The organism is Sinorhizobium fredii NGR234 (genome assembly GCF_000018545.1).
Taxonomy (GTDB): domain Bacteria; phylum Pseudomonadota; class Alphaproteobacteria; order Rhizobiales; family Rhizobiaceae; genus Sinorhizobium; species Sinorhizobium fredii_A.
The window spans coordinates 310,036-332,357 of sequence record NC_000914.2; the positions used below are offsets into that span (position 1 = coordinate 310,036).

Consider the following 22,322-nt stretch of genomic DNA (forward strand, 5'->3'; position numbering starts at 1 on the left):
GTAGTTGCGCGCATTCTTTGCGCGGCGACAAACAAGGTGAGACTCAGCGTCAATCAGGATGAGACTCGGCGGTGGGGGTGTGACGAAGGGAGGGCGTAGCCCGACCGGAGTTACACCCCCGCCGCGGCGCAATTTTTAGGCGTCTCATGATCGCGGTCGGCCCGCTACGGTGGCGGTTTTCTGGAATGGAGAACCACCTTTGTGCCGGGTCGCCATGTAACCGATCATCAGATGAGATTATTCATGAAGTACCGACAAACGCATTCTGTTGAGGTCGCCGCCGCGAAGGCGTCGATCAGCCGGGCGACGGCGTTCCGCATGGAGAAAGAGCAGCGCCTTCCGTCGCAGAACAAGCCGCCCCGCGGTCGGCGTCGACCCGATCCGCTTGAGCATATCTTTGATGCGGAGGTCGTTCCGCTCCTCAAGGCCGCTCCCGGCATTCGTGCGGTCGCCGTTTACGACGAGATGCTGCGGCGTCATCCGGAACTGCCCGAAGGCATTCGCCGCACACTTGAGCGGCGCATCCGGTCATGGCGGGCGGTTCACGGTGAAGCACAGGAGGTGATCTTCCGCCAGACGCACGAGCCCGGCCGACTAGGGCTGTCGGATTTTACCGACATGGGCAGCCTCAGCGTGACGATCGCCGGCCAACCGCTCGACCATCTGCTCTATCACTTCCGGCTGGTTTGGTCGGGTTTTGAGCACGCCCATGTCATCCTTGGCGGCGAAAGCTTCGTCGCCTTGGCGGAGGGCCTGCAGAACGCCCTGTGGTCGGTCGGCGGTTCGCCGCTCTATCACCGCAGCGACAGCCTGTCGGCTGCCTTCCGCAACCTCGATGCCGATGCCAAGGTCGATCTGACAAACCGCTATGAGGAGCTGTGCGCTCACTACCGGATGACGCCGACGCGCAACAACAAGGGCGTCGCCCACGAGAACGGCTCAATCGAAAGCTCCCACGGCCATCTCAAGAACGCAGTCCGCGATGCACTCCTGATGCGCGGCACCAGAGACTTCGACGATCTGCGCTCCTACCGCGCCTTCATCGACGAGATCGTCAGCCGCCGCAATGCCGCGCATGGCAAGCGCATTGATGCCGAGCGCCCGCATCTGCAGGTGCTTCCCGAGCGCCGCACCACCGACTTCGAGGAGGTAGTCGTCACCGTGTCGCGCACCGGCGGCTTCGCCTTGCGCAAAGTCTTCTACACCGTCCCCTCCCGTTTGATCGGCCATCGGCTGCGTGTGCGTTTGTTTGACGATCGTCTCGACGTCTTCATCGGCGGCACGCATCTGCTGACGTTGCCACGAGGTCGCGCCCACGCGAGCGGCAAGCATGACCAGGTCGTCAACTATCACCACGTCATCCACTCTCTGCGCAAAAAGCCCATGGCGCTTCTCAACCTGGTCTATCGCGACAAGCTCTTCCCCCGGCCGGAATATCGCAGGGCTTTCGACGCTCTCATCGAGCAACTGCCTGACCGGCAGGCTTGCAAGATCACCGTCGAATTGCTGGCCCTGGCTCATGATCGCGGTTGCGAGCGTGAACTGGCCGAGGAGCTTGCCAGAACGCTCGACGCCCGCAAACTGCCCGACCTGATGGCCTTGAGAGCCATCTTCGGTCCGGACCCGGATCAGTTGCCGACCGTGCATGTGCAGCTCGCATCGCTCAATAGCTATGAAGCCCTGATGGGGTCTGCTTATGCGGGAGAGGCCGCATGAAAAACGTCCACAACACCATCGACGAAGCCCGCCTCGGCATCATGCTCAATGACCTGAGGCTGCCGACGATCAAAACGCTGTGGCCGCAATTTGCCGAACAGGCCGATCGTGAAGGGTGGCCTGCGGCTCGTTTCCTTTCGGCCATCGCCGAGCATGAACTGGCTGAACGGGCGCATCGCAGGATCGAACGTCACCTCGCCGAGGCGCATCTGCCGCCCGGAAAGACGCTCGAGAGCTTCGCTTTCGACGCCGTGCCCATGGTCTCCAAGGCCCAGGTCATGGCCATTGCCGCCGGCGACAGTTGGCTCGCCAAAGGTGCCAATATCCTCCTGTTCGGTCCGCCGGGCGGCGGAAAGAGCCATCTCGCCGCCGCCATCGGCCTCGCGCTGATCGAGAATGGTTGGCGGGTGCTGTTCACGCGCACGACCGACCTCGTCCAGAAGCTTCAGGTCGCACGGCGTGAACTCCAGCTCGAATCCGCCATCGCAAAGCTCGACAAGTTCGATCTGCTCATCCTCGACGATCTGGCCTACGTCACCAAGGACCAGGCCGAAACCAGCGTGCTGTTCGAACTCATCTCCGCAAGATATGAGCGGCGTTCCATCATGATAACCGCCAATCAGCCCTTCGGAGAATGGAACCGCGTCTTTCCGGACCCGGCCATGACGCTTGCCGCGGTGGACCGACTTGTTCATCACGCAACGATCTTCGAAATGAACGTCGAAAGCTATCGGCGACGTTCCGCCATGGAAGCCAAACGCCACCGCGGCAGACCCGCCGCCTTCGCGACAACCAAAAGTGCTTCCCTGATTGTCGCGGAGCGACAATCAGAACACGATGAGACCCTTGCCAGCGACAATCAACATGATACCTTCATGCCGACCGCGACATAAGAGTCTCATCCAGATTGTCGCCGCCGTCTCATCCTGATCGCCGCGCTATACATTCTTGCAATCCGTAGCCAATCTGTTTGGCGGTCGCTGACACCGATAGCCCTTGCCCGTGTAGATCCAGGATTATCGTCGTCTCCCCCAGCTTGATTGGCGAAATCCCCTCCCGACCATCGGGAGTAGTATCAGTGACGACGCGCCGAGGATACTCCGGACCCCGCCTCGGAAGACCGGCTACGGCGCAAACTGGCGCAGATCCCGCCACGTTTGAGTTGTTCCAGTATCGAGAACCATTCTGCATATGTCCGTCAGGCCGACTTCCTAATCCTGCTCTTGAGAGTCTCACGCAGATGCGGTCGCGGCGTCTGGGAGAAGCAACAGTTCGATCCTCCGCCAAGTCCAATCGTGTAGTTCCAGGACTTCGAGAAATTGATCGGTAGTTCCGCTCGTCATTCATATCCGGGTCGGTCCAAAGCTCAAGTTACCGAGTTCCCGGCATCAGAGCACCTCTAGTCTAAAAGCGATCGCGAAAGAATTTCGCCTTCTCTCTTTCAGTTTAAGTCAACTTTCTCTATCGCCGTTCAGAAGATTGCGATAACTGTTTATTTGGATGGCAAAGATCCACGCCATGGATGAATGCGTATCAAGTCGGGTACGGTGGATGATGCTGGAGACATGGCGCATGAGAGCGCACACGGCCGCTGGGAGAGCTTGAAATGGCCGGGTCAAAGGAACCGGCGTTCCTCAGACAACTGAGCCTCGATTGTTTTGTCTGGTCGTCAATTATCGAGATCGGCCGAGCTTCCTTCAAGGAAGGAGTGAGGCGATTCTTGGGTGGCGACATCAGGCGCATCGCCAGCAGCACACAAGAGTACGCGGATTTCGTATCCTGACATCCTGAAGCGGCGGCAAGTCTGGTTCGGCAGCCAACTTGACCTTGATCCGGAACGTTTCATTGTAACGATGAGACCCTGGGCTTTCATCAGTATGGCGCACCGCTACGGTCGATCCCGTATAGGAGAACGCTCGCGGATCAGCGTCCCTTATGGTCACTGGAAAGCGACGGCCTTCATAGGCGCTGGTGCAACCTCCCAGTCTAGCAGCCACCCTCCCGTCCAGCAACAACAGCTGCTCCCTGAACAGGCGCAGGATCGATCGGGCCGTCTGAGAATCCCAAAGGCATCTGCCACAAGCGCCTGGAACACGTCTCCATCACATCCACCCAATTGTGATTTCGACATGGATGCCTCCCTTGGATAGCTCCCGCCGTATGGCCCGATTTCACCCGATCGAGAATACACACTCTCAAAGCTCAAAGCCTTGTTGAGAAAAGCCGCTGAACGATCCATCGAGAGCCTCTCAACGATCGGGCGACTACTCCAACTCTTCACTCCAGACGAATGCGATCAAGCCGAGCAGCCCCAACACGCCCGCCCTTGGAGTGACCGGAACTGGCGAAACTTCCATAACCTGGATGTTTGGCATCACAAAAATCGATTTTACGAATTTTGCTTGATGCTGCATCAGAAAAGTATGACTTTCGAGCGAACTCAAGGGGCCACAAGTAGCAGTATTGACGGAGCCATCGTTGCCGGCGACCGCTTTTTCGGGAATTCGCGTGCATTCCACGCCTCCGGATTCGCGCCTCGCTCTGCCCACCCATGTGCAAGAGTCTTTGCAGATCCGTGCACGGCGTCTCGGAGGCGAATTTGACGCAGGTCAACAACTATCATTTATTGCACCGTGAGCTGGCGGCGGAGGACCCATGGCGGCTCGACGCCAATGCGTTCGAGCAGGAGCGACATTCGCAGATGCTTCGGTTGTCGCTTTCCCAAGGTCCTATCACCAACGCACTCGAAGTCGGGTGCGCGGCCGGCGCATTCACGGAAAAACTGGCGCCTTATTGCAAGCGGCTGACTGTGATTGATGTGGTGCCGCGAGCGATTGCTCGAACGAGGCAACGGATGAAGGAATCGTCTCACATCAACTGGATAGTCGCTGACGTTCGACAGTTCTCGACTCAGCAGCTATTCGATCTGATCGTCGTGGCCGAAGTTCTTTATTATCTCGAGGATGTAGCCGCGATACGCACCGCCGTTCACAACCTGGTGAGCATGCTGGCGCCAAGTGGGCACATGGTTTTTGGATCCGCAATCGATGCTAATTGCCGGCGCTGGGGGCATGTGGCCGGTGCCGAGACCGTCATCGCGATGTTGAACGAAACGTTGATCGAGGTGGAGCGGCTTTATTGCCGCGGCGCATCGGTCAATGAAGACTGCTTGCTTTCCCGTTTTCAGAAATCGACTACCTGATTTGGATAGAGACACTATGCGCGTCTGTGGCATCAAGTTAACCCATGACGGGGCTATCGCCGTTGTCGAAGATGGAAGGCTCGTCTTCTGTACTGAGCAGGAGAAGCGGAATAACAATTCGCGCTATCAAGAAATCAACAATCTCGATGCTGTTGTGGCGGCTCTGGCGGAAAACGGGGTCAATGCACGAGACGTTGATCAGTTTGTCATCGACGGCTGGGACGGTGAGGCCGAGTCGCAGTTCAAGGTCCTCAGTGGGGAGACTCCTGTTATCCTCAGAGGCGCGCCTTACGTTGAACGCCACGCCGAGGGACTTCTCGATTGGATCGGCGGCTCCGGCCTCACACTTGGTGATCGGGTTTTTAGCTACAGAAGCTATCCGCATGTTACGAGCCATGTCGCCTCTGCATACTGCACCAGCCCCTTTGCCAAATCCGGAGACCCTGCGCTTTGCCTGGTGTGGGACGGCTGCATATTTCCGCGGCTCTACCATGTGGAAGGCAAGCGAGCCAGCTTCGTCAAATCGTTGTTCCCGGTAACAGGCCAGGCCTACGCTGCCGCGGGCCACTACTTCGGCCCCTATAAGCAGACGAGCCGCGGGGGCTGGGACCTCGGCGTTGCCGGCAAGCTGATGGCCTTTATCGCACTGGGATCAGTTCACGAACGCATCGTTGCTGTGTTCCAAAAGCTCTATCAAGAACACTTTGCCGGCGATACTGCGCTTGCCTGCGCCTTCCGTGCGAACATCAACAACTCGGAATCCTCACTTGCGGCCGTGCACGATTTTTTCGCTGCCAGCGCGCTCCAATTGGGGGCAGAGGCGCCCGAAGACGTGCTTGCATCGTCTCATTTTTTCCTCGAACGTCTCCTCGTTGACGAAATGGCGAACGCCTTGCAGCACCATCCCCTGCCGGGAGCACGCAATCTGTGCATAGCTGGCGGCTGTGGACTCAATATCAAATGGAACAGTGCGCTGCGCGAGACAGGCCTGTTCGATTCGGTTTGGGTACCGCCCTTTCCTAATGACAGCGGCTCTGCGATTGGTGCAGCCTGCTGTGAAATAGTGGCCCAGCAAGGGTTCGTGCCATTAGACTGGTCAGTCTACAGCGGCCCGAGCCTGCAAGCAGGCAAAGTACCAGCTGGGTGGCATGCTAGCCCGTGCAGCATCTCGGAAGTGGCCGCCATCCTCGCCAGCAACAAACCCGTGGTTTTCCTTTCCGGGCGCAGCGAGCTTGGACCACGGGCACTGGGAGGAAGAAGCATTCTGGCGGCTGCGACCTCGCCGGAAATGAAAGATCATCTTAACGAAATCAAATTCCGCGAACACTTCCGGCCAGTTGCGCCAATATGTCTGGAGGACCGTGCACCGGATATATTTAGTCCAGGAACGCCCGATCCATACATGTTGTTCGATCACCAGACGAAGATGCCGTGGCAGGACAAAGTTCCTGCAGTTGTACATCTTGACGGATCTGCGCGGCTGCAAACCATTTCCAGGAACTCTCAGCATAAGGTCGCCGAGGTACTTGTCGAATATGAAAAGCTCACGGGCATTCCGTTGCTTTGCAACACAAGTGCCAATTACCATGGGCGTGGCTTCTTCCCAAGTGCAGCCGCAGCCTGCGAGTGGGGCCGCGTTGAACACGTATGGTGCGACGGCATGCTATACAGGAAACCGTCCGCAACCGCGTGATCCTATCGGGCGCGGGCTTCGCGCAAGATACGTGTATGTCAACGCATAAGGTTGCTGCCCCACGGCGAAAGGTCACTCTTCCACTGGGGAGCAGCGAACTCCTGGATCGAATGTACAAGTTGAACTTCCGTTCGCCGTTTTCGATCTAACCAAAGGCTCGTATATCATTGCGCAGGGCAGTTCCCATGAGCGCCCTTGGTACGAGCAGGCCTATGACAGTGGCTGGGGCGGTAAAAGGCTTGCCCGCGGTGCGCCGCTCCGCTTACAACCGAGATTGCAGCTCAAGCGCATTCCTCAGCCAGTCACAGGATAAATACGAACCCGTGAGCGACCGTTCTCTTCCAGCAACTCGGCCCTATAAGGCACGCCGCGGATGTTGATATATGTCGGGCGCCCGGCTTCCGGCATGAGGCGCTCGCTCTCTAGTGCACGGTCAAGGTAAGGTGGAAGCTTGCCTTGGACCGAACTGGTTTGGCAGTAGATTGATATCTTCCAGTACGTCGATCACGACATTCTAGGCTGGTTCGGAGCCGTGGCGCCAATTCTCGCCAATGATAGGTCCGATATCCGGAAGCTCCTGAGGGGTCCCCGACGGCCTGATGAGCGACGGCGGTCTGGCGGAGGTGTCAATCAGCACTGAACTTGACCCTTATTGGAGTGCGCCCTTGGGTGGACAGTCCGGGATGACGAATTGACCGGCCTACCAGGTTTTCGGAAAAATCCCCCGAGCTTGTTGACCAAATTGCCGCTGACGGCGCGGCTCTTCATACGCAGACGCGCGGTTCTTCCACAAAGCAAGGCTGGGTGTCGACAATCCCGAGTCAACCCTATAGCGCGAACTCCCTGAAGTGCCGGATCCGACCGCGCCCGACGTCGTCCAACGCCGTTTCGCGGTTGCGACACACAGTGCCACTTCTCCTACAACGGCCTCCCAATGACCCCGAAAAAACCGGGCTGGCACAGCTCTTGCCCACACAGACTGGCACAGCATTTGCTGAGAAGGGTGCGAAGCGATTGATTTTAAACGCTTCCAATACGTTTATCGAGGCTTTCGAAGAGGCAAACCATGCTCACTACATTTCTGAACAGCTTGATGATGGCGATGACTATGGTCACCATGACGGCTCCCGCCCAGCCCCAGATGACCACCGTCGCCACGGCGATTGATTCCAACCCCAACAAAGCTTCCAAGGACGCCTCCGATCCTCGCGCCTATCTGAACGAGATCGACGGCGACAAGGCGATGACCTGGGTCGAGGCGCATAACCTTTCGACCGTCGATAAGCTGTCGAAAGATCCGCGTTACAGCGAGTACCAGGCCGACGCTCTGACGATCCTACAGGCGACCGACCGCATTGCTTCGCCCAGCTTCGCGCGCGACGGGATGATCGACAACTTCTGGCAGGACGGCACGCACGTGCAGGGCCTATGGCGGCGCACGACCTGGGAGTCCTACAGGTCCGGCAACCCGCAATGGCGCACAATTCTCGACGTCGATGCGCTATCCAAGGCCGAGGGCAAGACCTGGGTATTCGAAGGCGGGGACTGCCTGCCGCCCACGAGCAATCTCTGCCTCATCCGCCTGTCCGATGGCGGCAAGGATGCGGATGTGGTCCGCGAATTCGACATTGCCAAGGGTGAATTCGTTAAGGAAGGCTTCGTCCTACCCGAAGGCAAGCAGTCCGTGACCTGGGTGGACGAGAACACCATCTACGTGACCCGGGAATGGACGCCGGGTGAAGTGACCTCTTCCGGCTATGCCTACGTCACCAAGGTGGTAAAGCGCGGCCAGAGCTTGGATCAGGCGGTCGAGATTTTCCGCGGCCAAAAGAAGGACGTCTCGGCTGAGCGCGGCGTGCTACGCGACATCGATGGCAAGTATGTTATGGACACCTCGTATCGCGGCCTCGACTTCTTCAATACCGAACTAGCCTTTTACCCAAACGGCCACCCCGATACGCGCAAGGTGGTCCTGCCCCTACCGACCACGGCCGTCTTTAGCGGCTACTACAAGGGCCAGGCAATCTATTGGTTGAAGTCGGACTGGACCTCGGCCAAAGGCACCGTCTTCCACAATGGTGCGATTATCGCTTTCGATCTCAAGGCGGCGCTCGCCGATCCAGCGCGCGTTGAACCGCTTGTGCTGTTCATGCCAAACGAGCATCAATCTGTCGCAGGCACTACCCAGACCAAAAATCGTCTCGTGCTGTCGATCCTATCGAATGTCACCAGCGAGGTGCGCAGCTTCGATTTCGGCAAGGGCGGCTGGTCGTCTTTCAAGCTGGCTCTGCCGGAAAATTCGACGCTGTCCCTGACGTCTAGCGACGATGAGAGCGATCAGTTGTTCGTCTTCTCAGAAGGGTTCCTCGAACCCTCAACTCTGTTTTGCGCCGATGCTGCAACCGGCCAAGTCGAGAAGATCACTTCGACCCCAGCACGCTTCGATGCCGGAGGCCTGCAAGCACAGCAGTTCTGGGCGACCTCGAAGGATGGAACGAAGGTTCCATACTTCCTCGTAGCGCGCAAGGACGTCAAGCTGGACGGCACGAACCCGACCATCCTCTATGCCTATGGCGGTTTCCAAATTCCAATGCAGCCCAGCTATTCGGCGGTGCTCGGCAAACTGTGGCTGGAAAAGGGTGGTGCCTACGCGCTCGCGAATATCCGCGGCGGCGGCGAATTCGGCCCGAAATGGCACGACGCCGGTTTGAAGACAAATCGTCAGCGCGTCTATGACGACTTCCAGGCCGTTGCGCAGGACCTGATCGCCAAGAAGGTCACCTCGACACCGCATCTCGGGATCATGGGGGGTTCGAACGGCGGCCTGCTCATGGGCGTGCAAATGATCCAGCGCCCCGACCTGTGGAACGCAGTCGTGATCCAGGTGCCGCTTCTCGACATGGTCAATTTCACCCGCATGTCGGCAGGAGCCTCCTGGCAAGCCGAATATGGCAGTCCCGACGATCCGGTTGAAGGCGCCTTCCTGCGCTCGATCTCGCCTTATCACAACGTCAAGGCGGGCGTAGCGTATCCGGAACCCTTCTTTGAAACTTCGACAAAGGATGACCGCGTCGGCCCAGTGCACGCGCGCAAGATGGCCGCGCTGTTCGAAGACATGGGCCTGCCCTTCTACTATTATGAAAATATCGAGGGCGGTCACGCCGCCGCCGCCAACCTGCAGGAACACGCCCGCCGCTACGCCCTCGAATACATCTACATGTTTCAAAAACTCATGGATAATAAGTGAGTGCGTAAAGCCTTAGGCCATGTCGGGCAAATCTGAGCAAAATGAACCCAGTGGCGAGAACCGACGAAGGAGGCGAAGTTTCGCCTTTCTTCTCGCCCCACCGATGTACCTCCATGCAGCCCGCCAAAAATCAACCCTTAATACCCTGGTCCCTGCCATTGCCGCCGGCGTGGTTTCGAATCTGGGAATGAGCGAAACCCGTTCTTTGATCAGTCGAGTTTCCCCGGATCGACCTGCTCACATGCTTCCTATCTGGCAATGACGGTTATTAGTCCCAATCACGCCTCGGGTACGCGGCCCCTTCAGTGATACGGTTGAGCGACCGGCCTTGAAAGATTTCTCGTCCGCTTCACTCGGAAACGAGTGAGACGTCGCGGCCGAGAAGCCTGGCGGAATGTCTACTCTGAGCCAGTGCTGGCCGGCTGGCATTCGCGCGTCAGCCAATCGGCAAAGGCGCGGGCGAGTCGCCGCTGGCTGCCGGATTTTGGATAGGCGAGATAGTGGCCGATATAGCGGTTGTCGCGACAGATCCGATGAAGAGGACGGACCAACTTGCCGCTTTCCAGCTCGCGCCTGGCCAACACATCGGACTCGAGCGCAATTCCGAGCCCGTTGACCGCAGCATCGACGGCAAGGAAGCTCCGGTCAAAACTCATCGATGGTGATGGTGGTGGTCCAAGGTCATTGGCTTCGAACCAGTCGATCCACTGGATGCGCTTGAGATCGCTTCGGATCAGCGGTTGGTGAAACAGGTCGCGCGGGGACTTGATTTGGTGCGCCAGATCCGGCGCGCAAAGCGGCAAGACGATTTCTTCAGAAAGCGGGATGACGATCAGGTCTTCACGATTGAGTGGCTCGCCGTAGACGATATCGGCATCGAAGAGCCCATCGACGAAGCGGGCGTAGTTGGTGCTGGCCGCCACCCGGACCTCTATGCCGGGATTCTCTTTCAAAAACTGCGGCAGACGGGGCGACAGCACCTGTGCCGCGAAGCTCGGCGCGCAGTGGAGTCGCAGCAATTGCGCCTTGTTGGATGAAATTTGTTCAACACCGCGCCGCAATTCTTCGAAGGCATTGGACGCATGATTGAGTAGTGTCTGCCCCGCGACAGTCAGCGAAACGCTGCGCGTCGTCCGTTCGAACAACGCCACCCCCAGATCCCGTTCCAGCCGCATAATCGCATGACTGACGGCACTCGGCGAGAGGTTCAACTCCTCCGCGGCTGCCCGGAACGAACCGAGTCGCGCGGCAGCTTCAAAAATGCGCATAGCGGAGAGTGACGTCGTCTGCAGCATGGGATTAGTGAATCAGATTCACCCACAGATGTAAAGTTGGCGTTTGAAGGACGGTGCGCGCTACGCCACAACTCTTCCACGAGGACAGGCAGAGGCCTGGAAGGAGACACCAGGCGCCGCATAGTCGGTGTCGGGAGGAAAGAAAAGATGCTTTTGAAGGGAAAGACCGCCGTCATCTCTGGCGCGGCGAGCAAGCGTGGCATTGGCCGGGCAACGGCGGAGCTTTTTGCATCGCACGGCGCGCGGGTCGCCATTCTTGACATCAACGCCGATGAGGCAAAGGCTGCAGCGGGCGACCTGCCGCCGGTCGAACACGGTGCGCATATCGGGCTGCGTTGCGACGTTGCCGATCGTGCCTCCTGCACGTCCGCCTCGGATGAGGTCTTGAGCGCGTTTGGCGTCGCCAACATCCTCATCAACAATGCCGGCATCACCCAGCCGGTGAAGACCCTCGATATCTCTGACGCCGACTGGCAGCGCATCGTCGCCGTCAACATGACGGGCGTGCTCAATCTCAGTCAGGTTTTCATACCAAACATGCGGCAGAATGGCGGTGGATCGATCGCCTGCATGTCGTCGGTTTCAGCGCAGCGCGGCGGCGGAATCTTCGGCGGCCCCCATTATTCGGCGGCCAAGGCCGGCGTGCTCGGCCTTGCCAAGGCCATGGCCAGGGAGTTCGGCCCCGACAGCATTCGCGTCAATTGCGTGACACCGGGGCTCATTCAGACCGACATCACCGGCGACAAGCTGTCCGCCGAGATGCGCGCAGACATCGTCAAGGGCATTCCGCTCAGTCGTTTGGGCGACGCGCGCGACGTGGCCAACATCTATCTCTTCCTCGCATCCGATCTCTCCGCCTACGTCACGGGCGCCGTCATCGACGTCAATGGCGGCATGCTGATCCATTGATCCACGAGGAAGCCTGAAAGGAAGGACGGCATGGCTCAGATCGGTCACAACATCAGTCTGCCCGAGCGTGCGCGCCGCATTCGCCGGCATGCGCTCCGCATGGGCGAAGTTCAGGGCCAGGGCTATATCGCACAGGCGCTCGGCATCGCAGACGTTCTCGCGGTCGCCTATTTCCATGCGACGACCTACCGGCCGGACGATCCGGAGTGGGAAGGTCGCGACCGTTTCCTATTGTCGATCGGCCATTATGCCATCGCACTCTATGCGGCCTTGATCGAGGCGAAGATCATTCCCGAAGATGAACTGGAAACCTATGGCGCCGATGACAGCCGCCTGCCGATGTCCGGCATGGCGGCCTACACGCCGGGCATGGAGATTACCGGAGGATCGCTGGGTCACGGCCTCGGCATAGCCGTCGGCATGTCGCTCGCGCTGAAGCGCAAAGGTTCGCGGTCCTTCGTCTACAACCTCTTCTCCGACGGTGAGCTCGACGAGGGTTCTACCTGGGAAGCGGCCATGTCGGCCGGTTCCTACAAGCTCGACAACCTGATCGGCATCGTCGACGTCAATCAGATGCAGGCGGACGGCCCGTCGCTCGGGGTGCTCAACTTCGAGCCTCTCGGTCCAAAGTTCGAGGCCTTCGGCTGGTACGTCCAACGCATCGACGGCAACGACATCGATGCGCTCGTCGACGCTTTCGACAATGCGCGCCAGCACCGGCATCCGCAGCCCAGAATCATCATCTGCGATACGAAGATGGCCAAGGGCGTGCCCTTCCTGGAGGCGCGTGAGCGCAACCACTTCCTGCGCGTCGAACCGCAGGAATGGGCCGAGGCGATCCGGATCATCGACGCGGGAGTGACGGCATGAGACGCTCGAAATACGAACGCCCCGCCCATCTGATCGGCAATGCGGAGAGACCCCGATTAACCACGTCGGCGATGATCGCTTCCATTGCCGGCGCCGACCAGCCGACACGTCCGGCGCCTTTCGGACATGCGCTTTCCGCCTTGGCGGAAAAGGACGACCGTGTCGTCGGTCTTTCGGCCGATCTCGCCAAATACACGGATCTGCATGTCTTCCGGGCGGCCCATCCCGATCGCTTCTACCAGATGGGCATGGCCGAGCAGTTGCTGATGATGTCGGCTGCCGGGATGGCACGGGAAGGGCTGCAGCCCTGGGTGACGACCTATGCCGTCTTCGCATCGCGCCGCGCCTATGACTTCATCTGCCTCGCGATCGCCGAGGAGATGCTTGACGTCAAGGTCGTCTGCGCGCTGCCGGGACTGACCACAGGCTATGGCCCGAGCCATCAGGCGACCGAGGACATTGCCATGTTCCGCGGCATGCCGAACCTCACCATCATCGATCCTTGCGATGCCAGCGAGATCGAGCAGGCGGTCCCGGCCATCGCTGCCCACGAGGGTCCGGTCTATATGCGGCTTCTGCGCGGCAATGTTCCACTCGTGCTTGAGGAATACGGCTACCGGTTCGAACTGGGCAAGGCCAAGCTGCTGCGGGATGGCAGGGACACACTGATAATTTCCTCCGGTCTGATGACGATGCGGGCGCTCGAAGCGGCCGAGGAACTTCGCAAGAACGGCATTGATGCCGGCGTTCTTCATGTTCCGACGATCAAGCCGCTTGACGAGGCAACGATCCTCGCTGAGTGCGCCAGGCAGGGACGGCTTGTGGTCGTGGCTGAGAACCACACCGTTATCGGTGGCCTCGGCGAAGCGGTCGCCGCCACCTTGATGCGGTCCGCTGTGCGTCCCGCCGCATTCCGGCAGATCGGACTGCCCGACGCCTTTCTAGAAGCGGGCGCCCTGCCGACCCTGCACGACATGTACGGCATATCGACCACGAAAATCGTGGCCCAGATCAAGGAGTGGCTCGACGAGTGACGAAAACGGTCACCCGCGCTGGAGGAGCATCGGGGCCGCAACAGTTTCAAAGTGGAGGAGAGACAATGAAGTACGAGATAACCAGACGCCGCTTCCTGGCCGCGTCATCGGCCGTGCTCGCGGCCCCTGCGATCGTCACGATGGTTCGGCCCGCACGGGCCGGCACGACACTGACCCTAGGCCATGGTGCCGCACCGGGAAATCCGCGAACTGTCGCGGCCGCGAAGTTTGCCGAACTGGTAGCCGAGAAGACAGCCGGTCGTGTGACCATCAATGTGGCCGGCGCGGAAACACTCGGCAGCGACGCCGCGATGCTGACGAGCCTGCGCACCGGCGCGCTCGATGTCACAGCCAACAGCCAGGGAGCGACGTCCGCGCTCGTTCCGGAGCTTGCCGCGCTCGGTCTTCCGTTCCTGTTCGAGAACACGGCGAAGGCGATGCAGGTTCTCGGTGGGCCCGTTGGCGCCGAACTCGTCAAGCGCTTCGAAGCGGTCGGCGTGGTGCCGCTCGACTGGTGGGATAATGGCATTCGCCACCTCACCAATTCGAAGCGCAAGGTCGCAGCCCCCGCCGAGGTGAGCGGAATGAAGATCCGCACGCCCGCCGACCCGATGACCATGGATATTTTTCAGGCTCTCGGTGCGGCGACGGAGCAGATTGCCTTCGGCGAGCTCTACGTGGCTTTGCAGCAGGGCGTGGTCGACGGACAGGAGAACCCGCTCGCCAATATCGATAGCTCCAAGCTCTACGAGGTAAACAAGTACATCAGTCTCACCGGCCATAAATGGGAATCGACGCCGTTCCTGATGTCGCAGATTGCACAAGCCCGTCTAGGCGGCGATCTCGAGGCAGTGAAGGCGGCGGCCAAGGAAGCCGGCGAACTGCAGCGCAAGCTTTCCGCCGACAAGGACGCAGAAGTGTTGGCAGCCTTCAGGCGCATTTCCGCGATCGAGGTCACCGAGGTGGACCGCGAAGGCTTCGCCAAGGCGACTGCTTCTGTTGTCGAGAGCAGAAGAAGCCCTTCGGGAATTTCGTCGCCCAGATCGAATCGGCAGCCAAAGGCTGAGGCCTTGTCGGCGCGGGAGCATCCCATGAAAAGCCTCTCAAATCTCGTTGAGCTGACGGCACGGGCCATCGTCTGGTTCGCGCGGCAGGTCGTCATATTCAGCGGCATCGCACTCATGGTCTTCATGACCGCGAATGTCGCTGCCCGCTACGTGCTGGCCGGCGGAGGCTTTTCATTCGCTCAGGAGCTACCGGTGCTGATCTTTCCCTGGTTCATCCTCGGCGGCATCGTGCTGGCGGCCCATTCCGGCGGCCATATGGCGGTCGAGTGGATCTACGACAAACTCCGGGATGGCGCACGTTCAACTGCATTTGTCGCCGCCAATCTCGTCAGCGCCGGAGCTTTCCTGATGCTCGGCTACCAGGCCTATCTTGTTGGCGAGATCGCCGGGATCGAACACAGCCCGGTCCTCCAATTGCCCAACAGCGTCGGGTATTTCGCCCTTGCCGTAGGATCCGTGCTGGTCGCGATCGTCACGCTCGCTGTCGCTCTGCGCGTGCTGCGCCTCGGTTGGGACCACCGGACGAATACCGAAAGCGGCGAGGTGGCGCTATGACGATCGTGATGATCATTGTCTTCTGCGCACTGATGATGCTGGCAGTGCCGGTCGGTTACGCCCTGATTATCGCCGCCGGCGTCGCGGTCCTGTTCAACGGCTATCTGCCGCTTTCGATTGTGGCGCAGCAGATTTATGACCAGACCCAATCCTTTCCGATGCTCGCGCTGCCGTTCTTCATGCTGGCCGGCACGCTGATGCTTGGCGGTGAGCTCGGCCGGCAGCTGCTGGAGCTGGCATCGCATGCGATGCAGCGCTGGCGGGGCGGACCCCTGTCGACCACCGTCGTTTCTTCCGTCGTGTTTGGCGGCGTCTCCGGTTCCGCCGTGGCGAATGCCAGCGCCCTCGGATCCGTTCTTATCCCGTGGCAGAAAAAGCACGGCTTTCCGCCCGCGCTCTGCGCGGCCAACAACGCGACCTCGGCGGTCATCGACGTTCTGATACCGCCGTCGATTCCCATGATCCTCTTCTCCCTGGTAAGCGGCGTCAGTGTCGCCAACCTCTTCGTCGCGGGCATCTTGCCGGGCATCCTGATGGCCGCGAGCTTTGTCTTCGTCTGCTGGTTCGTTTCGGTGAGGCGCGGCTACGCCTCGCAGCCCTCGCAGACCAGCAGGCGGCAGCTCGCCACGCTGGCACTGAAGAGCCTGCCCGCGGTGCTGCTGCCGGTGCTGATCATCCTATTCCTGCGGTTTGGCCTGGCCACGCCCACGGAAGTCGCGGTGCTCTCGGTCGTCTATTCGCTCGCACTCAGCCTTCTTTACTACCGCGACCTGACATGGAAGCGATTCTGCGACAACGTGGTCGAGGCCGGCATGGCCACCGGCGTGGTCATGCTGGTCATCATGGGCAGTGCCGCCGTGGGTTGGGTCTTGACCTTCGACCAGGCGCCGCAGCAGATGGCGGATTGGGTCGCCGCCAACATCTCGAGCCCGATCGTCATCATCCTAATGATGAACATCCTGATGCTGATCGTCGGCATGCCGCTCGATATGCCGCCCGCCATCCTGCTGCTCGGACCCATCTTCGTTCCCCTTGCCGACACGATCGGTCTGGACCGGGTCCAGCTTGGGCTGATGATGGTGATCAATCTTGGAATCGGGCTCTACACCCCCCCGATCGGCACGACGCTCTTCATCTCCTCGTCGATCGCCAAATCACCACTCGGCGAGACCACCCGTGAACTCTGGCCCTTCTTTGCCATGGCGATGACGCTCCTTCTTGCGGTGAGCTTCATCCCGGCGCTCACGCTCTACTGAGGACAGGACTATGACCGACGCCAGCAAAGACATCGTCTCGGTCCGATCACTTACCAAGTCGTATGGTGCGACAGTCGTGCTCAAAGGCGTGGATTTTTCGGTAGCGCGCGGCGAAATACACGCGCTCCTCGGCGGCAACGGTGCCGGCAAATCGACGCTCATCCGCGTCATCACGGGAACGGCGGCAAAGGATGGTGGCGAACTCGTCTTCCGGGATATGGCCGGCAACATCCTCACCGAAGCGGACGGTCGCCGCAAGGTTGCCGTCGTCCACCAGGAACTCGCGCTTCTTCCCCACCTGACGGTTGCTGAGAGCATAGCACTGCCTCATTTCCGCAAGGGCTCGCGCGTTTACGATGGAAGGACGGCCGGCAGCCAGGCCTATGCCGCCCTTTCGATGATTGATCGGGACTTTGCGGGTACCGCGCTGAACCGTCTCGTCGGCGACCTCAGCCTCCATGAGGGACAGATGGTGGAGATTGCGCGAGCGCTGTCGTCGGGGGCCGAACTTATCCTCCTGGACGAGCCGACCGCCAATCTGACCGCGGCCGAGACGGAGCGGCTGTTCGGGGTTCTGAGAAAATTGACACGGGGAAATGGCCTCTCGGTCGTCTTTGTCTCGCATCGCATGAAGGAAATCCGCCAGATCGCCCATGTTTGCTCGATTATCCGGGACGGAAGAACCGTGGTGGGGAACGTGCCGACGGCAGAGCTGTCGGATCTCGCCATCATCGAGCATATGGGGCAGGCGCAAGCCACAGCCGTTGCCCATTCCGCTCGGCCGGCACCGGTGGCGTCTCTGTCCGATGAACCGCTGACGATCGCGGAAACAGGGTTTTCCGTAACGCTCCAGCCTGGGACCATTCTCGGTGTTGCCGGCGCTCCTGCGGGCCCCGAAACCCTGATCGCCGCGCTCATTGGCGCCGCGCACGAAAGGCGCTGGACGGTAACGCGCGCCGGATGGCCCGACCGTTTCCGTTCGCCGCGAGAGGCCGCGCGCCTCGGAGCAGGCTTCGTAACCGGGGACCGGTCGCACCGCGGCATCCTCCATTCCCTGCCGATCATCGACAATGTGCTCGCATCGCGCCGCGCGACGCGCGGTTCCCTGTTTGCCACCAAGCGGGAAGAGGTCGAGTGTCTGGACCTGATGCAGGCGCTCAAAGTGAAAGCCGGTTCGCTCTGGCACCTGCCGAACACGCTGAGCGGCGGCACGCAGCAGAAGCTTCTTCTCGCCCGCTGGCTGAACGTTCCTTCCCGCCTCCTGGTGCTCGAAGAACCCACCCGCGGCGTCGATATCGGCACCAAGCGGGAAATCTACCAGTTGATCCGGGACATGGCGACTACGGGGACGGCAATCGTCTGGTGGTCGACCGAAAACGCGGAATTGCTTGAGATCTGCGACCAGGTGCTCGCTTTCGATACAGAGGGGCGCTCATCGGGTGTGATCGAGCGGGACGAACTCAGCGAAGACAAGCTTGCGACATTGACAGGAATGGCGGCATGACGAAGACCATTATTGACCAGGCCGGGGCTACGCCAGGGGCAATCCGAACTCGGGAAGGCCTCGTTTCCGCCTACCGTACGGAATTGGCGATTGCAGGGGCCATTGTCCTTCTCGTTCTCGCGGTTGGAACACAGGTGCCGCAGGCGATGAGCTGGGGCAATTTCGCCAATATTACACAGGCCGGAGCACCGCTGATCATCATGTCGCTCGGCGTGCTTCTCGTCGTCATTACCGGCGGCATAGACCTTTCTGTCGGCTCGGTCTTCTCACTGACCGGCATGGTCACAGCACAGGCTATGGCCTCAGGTCTCGACGTCAGCGCCGCGCTGATTGGGCTTGGGGTCGGGCTTGTGTTCGGTTCGATCAACGGCTTTCTCGTCACGGTGGCCGGTCTCGCGCCTTTCGTCGTCACGCTGATCACCTTTGCCGTGGCCGGCTCACTCGCTTTCATCGTCACCAATGGACGCTCGATGCCGATCGGCGATCCGGATTTCTGGCTGCTCAACAGCGGCAGCCTGATACCCGGCGTGCCCAACTACATCCTGTTCTGCATCGTCCTGCTCGTCGTGATCGAGATCTTTCTCAAGAAGATGGTCGCGGGGCGCTGGTTCTATGCCGTGGGCAGCAGCGCGGCAGCGGCACGTCTTCTGGGAATTCCCGTCAAGCGGACGCAGTTCTTCGCTTATGTTGCCTCGTCACTTCTCGCATCCTTCTCCGGATTGCTGACGATTTCCTACATTCTCAATGCGGAATCGACGGCCGGTTCGAGCCTCATGCTGCAGGCGATCGCCGCGGTTGTGATCGGCGGCGCAAGCCTGCTTGGCGGCACGGGAACGGCGGTGGGCGCGGTTCTCGGAGCGCTCATGATCACGGTCATCCAGAACGGCGTCAATCTCATCGGCATCAATAGTTTCTGGCAGGGATCGGTCACCGGCCTCGCCATCCTGATCGCGGTCCTGATCGATCGCTTCAGCAAATCGCGGCGCGGTGCCGTGTAATCCGTCCCGGGGGAGACCTGGACGTCAAGAGGAGGAAGAAGGCATGAGGAAGAAACTGAACGGGTGGCTCGCCATGGCAGCGGGTGCAGCGCTGGCAGCGTTGTCGAGCGTCTCGCATGCGGAGGACAGGAAAACGGTCGCCTATCTCGCGCCATCGCTCGACATTTCCTATTGGCAGTGGGTCGGCTTCGGCGTGAAGCAGAAGGCCCAAGAGCTAGGTATGGACTATGTCGAGTTCACCTCCGAGAATTCGCCGGCCAAGCAGATGGATAATGCGCGGACCGCGGTGACAAAGGGCGTCGACGCGATCGTCATCGGTCCGGTGAGCTCGACCAGCACCCCGCCTCTGCTCGCCTATCTGAAATCCCAGAACATACCGATCGCTTTCGCGGGTATCGGCCCGCAGCCCGGCCAGACGGACTACACGTCCTCGGTCACCGCCAACAACTACGAAACTGGCAAAGCCCAAGGCAGCTTCGTCTGCGCCCTCGCCAAGGAGCGCGGCGGCAACAAGGTTGGTATGCTTTCCCTTCCGCAGGACCGCGAGAACGCCCAGAAGTATCTCAAGGGCGCTCAGGAGGCCTTCGCAGCCGACGGCTGCGAACTTGTCCAGATGCTGGAGACGCGTGGGCTGACCGTCAATGAGGCGGTGACGCAGGCCAATGACATGCTGACGGCCCATCCGGACATCAAGGCGATCTACGGTATGTATGATGAGGCCGGGACCGGAGCGGCGAAGGTGCTTGAAACCCGCGGCCTGACCGGAAAGATCGGCATCGCGGTCGCAGACGGCAGCCCGACGACCATTGCACTGTTGAAAGCCACCGCCATCCAGGGGATCTTCTTCCAGGAGGCGGTGGGACAGGGCATCGACGGCACGCTGCAGGTATTCAACGCTCTGACCAATGCTCCGGTCGAAAAGGATCTTGCGCTTGTCATGCCGCTCGTGACCGCCGACAAGATCGATACGGCGGAAGCGAAGGCGGTCATCGCCCGCGTTTTCCCCCCGAGCAACTGACAGGAGACTCGCGGGAACGGCGGTGCCTGCCGTTTCCCGCGACCCCGAGGAGATACCATGTCCGACATCGCCATCATCGACCCCCATTTCCACCTCTGGGATTTGGAGACCAACTACTACCCCTGGCTTTCCGACGGTGTTAAGCCTTCAGCCTTCGGCGATTATACAGCTATCAACAAGACCTACCTGATCGAGGATTTCCTCGCGGACGCGAAGAACCAGAACCTCGTCAAGGCGGTCCATCTCGATGTCGGATTCGACCCCACGAACCCCGCCGGCGAAACGAAATGGCTCCAAGGCGTTGCGGACAAGCATGGCTTCCCTCACGGCATTGTCGGCTATGCGGACTTCCGCAAGCCCGATGTCGGCGACCTGCTTGATGAGCATATGCAATACGCGAACTTCCGCGGTATCCGCCAGTCGATGAACTTTCACACCGATGGCGCCAAGACCTACCTGAATGAGCCCGAGGTCAGCAGGACGCCCGAATGGCGGCAGGGCTTCAAGGAGCTGGCTCGTCGCGGCCTGAGTTACGACCTCCAGCTCTACTACTGGCAGATGGAGGAATTCCTTGAACTCGCCCGTGATTTCCCAGACGTGCAGATCATCCTCAACCATACCGGCATGCAGGTTGACGGGCCGTCGCATTTTGAGGGCTGGCGGAAAGCGATGAAGACACTCGCACAAGCGCCCAACGTCGCCTGCAAGATCTCTGGCCTCGGTATGGGGAACTGGAACTGGACCAGCGAGAGCATCCGCCCATATGTCGAGGAGGCGATTGCCGCCTTCGGGGTCGACAGGGCGATGTTCGCCTCGAATTTCCCCGTCGATAAGCTGTTCTCAAGTTACGACGCCATTTGGAATGCCTTCAAGAAGATCACCGTGGGCTTCTCGGTCTCAGAACGCTCGGCACTGTTCCACGACAACGCGGCCACATTTTACCGAGTATAACGCGGGGACTGAGGCTTACGCTTCCGCAGCGGTGCTACAGGCTTCGCCCGTGCCCGGCGACAGCGTTGATTCGGCAAAGGGGTAGACCGCTACAGTGCTCGCCACATTCTAATGACGATTACAAAACCACATCCGAATTGTGAGGGCGGCCTAAAGATCGTCAGGGATTCAGCGCACTGCTGAGATCATGCAACCCGGCCGTCAGCATCGTGGGATCGGACGGCGAAGGCAGGAAGCCGATCGCCTCTAGAACGCTCGCGCTCACTGGAAATCGCATGCAACAGCACACCGCGAATGCCGAGGATTTCAAAAGCATGGAGCAGGCGCAGGCCTGCGTCGTGCACCAATGCCCTACGGATGCCGCGACCCTAATAGGAGGGTCGACTGCGAGGCGGCCGAGGACGGCACCCGGAACCGGGTCAGGCATATTGCGCCGGAAACCGCCAGCCGCTTCGGCTGCTTTACCGCACCGGAAGCGAGTGCGCAGTAGGCGATGACGCGGTTGCCCTCGCAGGCAACGAAGTGCGCGACGAGCAGCGCCTCCTCGGCGCGACGCTCAGAGACCTCCGGCATGAAATTAGTGCGTGTCTTCCCAAGCAGCTCGGCAGCGCGGGCTCAGGTTGCGGACCGCAGGCTTGATGCGCATATTCAGCGGCACGCTTGCGTCCAGGACTTTTTTCGTGTCCGCGATGGGATTGGCACGCGGCTTTTTTACACTGCGCGGCGAGGCTCGTCAGCTTCTCGGCAGCTTGCCAGCGTAGCGTGCCGCCGGGATCTGCGGAGATGAGACTAGCATGGACAATTTTTCGCCAACCAAACTGGCGCTTCGATGCAGGTTCAGCATGCCCTCCCCGACGATCAGCAAGCTGGCCAGGCGCAAGCCGCCTTTGAGCTGCACTTGCGGGCGCGAGAAAGGCTACCGTCGTCGATGAGGCCGCACGTGAGGCGCCGCCCCTCAGCGGCCTAAAGATAAGGGAGGCAGTCCAGGCAGAAACGGCGCGGCGGAA

The 22,322-nt window shown here is 60.2% G+C and carries 16 protein-coding genes and 1 pseudogene; 14 read left to right on the forward strand and 3 right to left on the reverse strand.

The annotated features are described in order from the left end of the window. Positions 1-201 precede the first annotated feature (201 nt). The 5 genes from istA (at position 202) to NGR_RS31120 (ending at position 9,858) form a co-directional block, all read left to right on the forward strand. Positions 202-1,716 carry an IS21 family transposase gene (istA, locus tag NGR_RS31100; protein WP_010875203.1) on the forward strand — a complete coding sequence of 505 codons (1,515 nt, stop codon included), beginning with the start codon at positions 202-204 and terminating at the stop codon, positions 1,714-1,716. Next, positions 1,713-2,609, forward strand: a complete 897-nt coding sequence (istB, locus tag NGR_RS31105; RefSeq protein WP_010875204.1) for an IS21-like element helper ATPase IstB — start codon at positions 1,713-1,715, stop codon at positions 2,607-2,609. The genes istA and istB overlap by 4 nt, the downstream gene beginning before the upstream one ends. A gap of 1,658 nt (positions 2,610-4,267) precedes the next feature. Continuing rightward, on the forward strand, positions 4,268-4,918 hold the full coding sequence (gene nodS / locus NGR_RS31110; RefSeq protein WP_010875264.1) for a nodulation methyltransferase NodS: 651 nt from the start codon (positions 4,268-4,270) through the stop codon (positions 4,916-4,918). A gap of 16 nt (positions 4,919-4,934) precedes the next feature. Continuing rightward, positions 4,935-6,611, forward strand: coding sequence for a nodulation protein NodU (gene nodU, locus NGR_RS31115; RefSeq protein WP_010875265.1), 1,677 nt, complete (start codon positions 4,935-4,937; stop codon positions 6,609-6,611). Positions 6,612-7,677: 1,066 nt separating this feature from the next. Continuing rightward, positions 7,678-9,858 (forward strand): prolyl oligopeptidase family serine peptidase, encoded by a 2,181-nt coding sequence (locus tag NGR_RS31120; RefSeq protein ID WP_010875266.1) that lies wholly within the window; start codon positions 7,678-7,680, stop codon positions 9,856-9,858. 398 nt (positions 9,859-10,256) lie between these two features. On the opposite strand, the gene NGR_RS31125 is transcribed toward NGR_RS31120, so the two are convergent. Further along, entirely contained in the window at positions 10,257-11,153 is an 897-nt protein-coding gene (locus NGR_RS31125; protein WP_010875267.1) for a LysR substrate-binding domain-containing protein, read from the reverse strand. Positions 11,154-11,300: 147 nt separating this feature from the next. On the opposite strand from NGR_RS31125, the gene NGR_RS31130 reads away from it, so the two are divergent. The 9 genes from NGR_RS31130 to NGR_RS31175 all read left to right on the forward strand — a co-directional run bounded on the left by NGR_RS31130 (position 11,301) and on the right by NGR_RS31175 (position 21,315). Beyond that, positions 11,301-12,062, forward strand: a complete 762-nt coding sequence (locus NGR_RS31130; protein ID WP_010875268.1) for an SDR family NAD(P)-dependent oxidoreductase — start codon at positions 11,301-11,303, stop codon at positions 12,060-12,062. Between the two features lie 30 nt (positions 12,063-12,092). Next, a complete protein-coding gene (locus NGR_RS31135; RefSeq protein WP_010875269.1) occupies positions 12,093-12,932 on the forward strand; it encodes a transketolase in 840 nt (279 codons plus the stop codon). After that, the gene (locus NGR_RS31140; protein ID WP_010875270.1) at positions 12,929-13,966 is read left to right on the forward strand and encodes a transketolase family protein; all 1,038 of its coding nucleotides are present in this window, start codon (positions 12,929-12,931) and stop codon (positions 13,964-13,966) included. The genes NGR_RS31135 and NGR_RS31140 overlap by 4 nt, the downstream gene beginning before the upstream one ends. A gap of 65 nt (positions 13,967-14,031) precedes the next feature. Further along, complete coding sequence (locus NGR_RS33445; RefSeq protein WP_240545234.1) at positions 14,032-15,588, forward strand: DctP family TRAP transporter solute-binding subunit; 1,557 nt, start codon at positions 14,032-14,034, stop codon at positions 15,586-15,588. Further along, positions 15,585-16,844 (forward strand): TRAP transporter large permease subunit, encoded by a 1,260-nt coding sequence (locus NGR_RS31155; protein WP_010875272.1) that lies wholly within the window; start codon positions 15,585-15,587, stop codon positions 16,842-16,844. Before NGR_RS33445 ends, NGR_RS31155 begins: the two co-directional genes overlap by 4 nt. A gap of 10 nt (positions 16,845-16,854) precedes the next feature. Continuing rightward, entirely contained in the window at positions 16,855-18,348 is a 1,494-nt protein-coding gene (locus NGR_RS31160) for a sugar ABC transporter ATP-binding protein (protein WP_010875273.1), read from the forward strand. Continuing rightward, positions 18,345-19,346 (forward strand): ABC transporter permease, encoded by a 1,002-nt coding sequence (locus NGR_RS31165; RefSeq protein ID WP_010875274.1) that lies wholly within the window; start codon positions 18,345-18,347, stop codon positions 19,344-19,346. Before NGR_RS31160 ends, NGR_RS31165 begins: the two co-directional genes overlap by 4 nt. A gap of 43 nt (positions 19,347-19,389) precedes the next feature. Next, positions 19,390-20,364, forward strand: coding sequence for a substrate-binding domain-containing protein (locus tag NGR_RS31170; protein WP_010875275.1), 975 nt, complete (start codon positions 19,390-19,392; stop codon positions 20,362-20,364). 57 nt (positions 20,365-20,421) lie between these two features. After that, positions 20,422-21,315 (forward strand): amidohydrolase family protein, encoded by an 894-nt coding sequence (locus tag NGR_RS31175; protein WP_010875276.1) that lies wholly within the window; start codon positions 20,422-20,424, stop codon positions 21,313-21,315. A gap of 351 nt (positions 21,316-21,666) precedes the next feature. Here the strand turns inward: NGR_RS31175 and NGR_RS33725 are convergent, their stop codons facing one another. Together NGR_RS33725 and NGR_RS32665 are read right to left on the reverse strand one after the other, a co-directional pair. After that, a complete protein-coding gene (locus NGR_RS33725; RefSeq protein ID WP_348774948.1) occupies positions 21,667-21,852 on the reverse strand; it encodes a hypothetical protein in 186 nt (61 codons plus the stop codon). Continuing rightward, a pseudogene (locus tag NGR_RS32665) lies at positions 21,846-21,961 on the reverse strand (DUF1778 domain-containing protein); the annotation flags it as partial. The gene NGR_RS33725 and the pseudogene NGR_RS32665, both read right to left, overlap by 7 nt. Positions 21,962-22,322 lie beyond the last annotated feature (361 nt).